Here is a 237-nt window from a genome sequence, read left to right as displayed (position 1 = left end):
CTTTGTCGTTTCCCGCAATCCGCAACTGAAAGCGCCTGCCCTGCGCCGTCATCTCGCAGCACTGGGTATCGCCGATTATAAATTGCCGGATCGCATTCAATTTATCGCCCATATGCCGCTCACGCCTGTCGGTAAAATCGACAAGAAACATCTGCGTTCGCTTCTCGCACACAACACAGCTTCGACCTGAGCACGTAGTGCGAAATGAGCGACCTGAGCATCAAAGATTTACCGCCC

The 237-nt window shown here is 53.2% G+C and carries 1 pseudogene; it reads left to right on the top strand.

Going from position 1 to position 237, the window contains the following annotated elements:
* A pseudogene (gene entE / locus HBA93_RS23465) lies at window positions 1-190 on the top strand (2,3-dihydroxybenzoate-AMP ligase); the annotation flags it as partial.
* Window positions 191-237: the final 47 nt, after the last annotated feature.

The sequence above is a fragment of the Ochrobactrum sp. SFR4 genome (assembly GCF_019730395.1).
Classification (GTDB): domain Bacteria; phylum Pseudomonadota; class Alphaproteobacteria; order Rhizobiales; family Rhizobiaceae; genus Pseudochrobactrum.
Note: the sequence above shows the minus strand (reverse complement) of the source record. Positions and strands in the feature narration are given on the sequence as shown.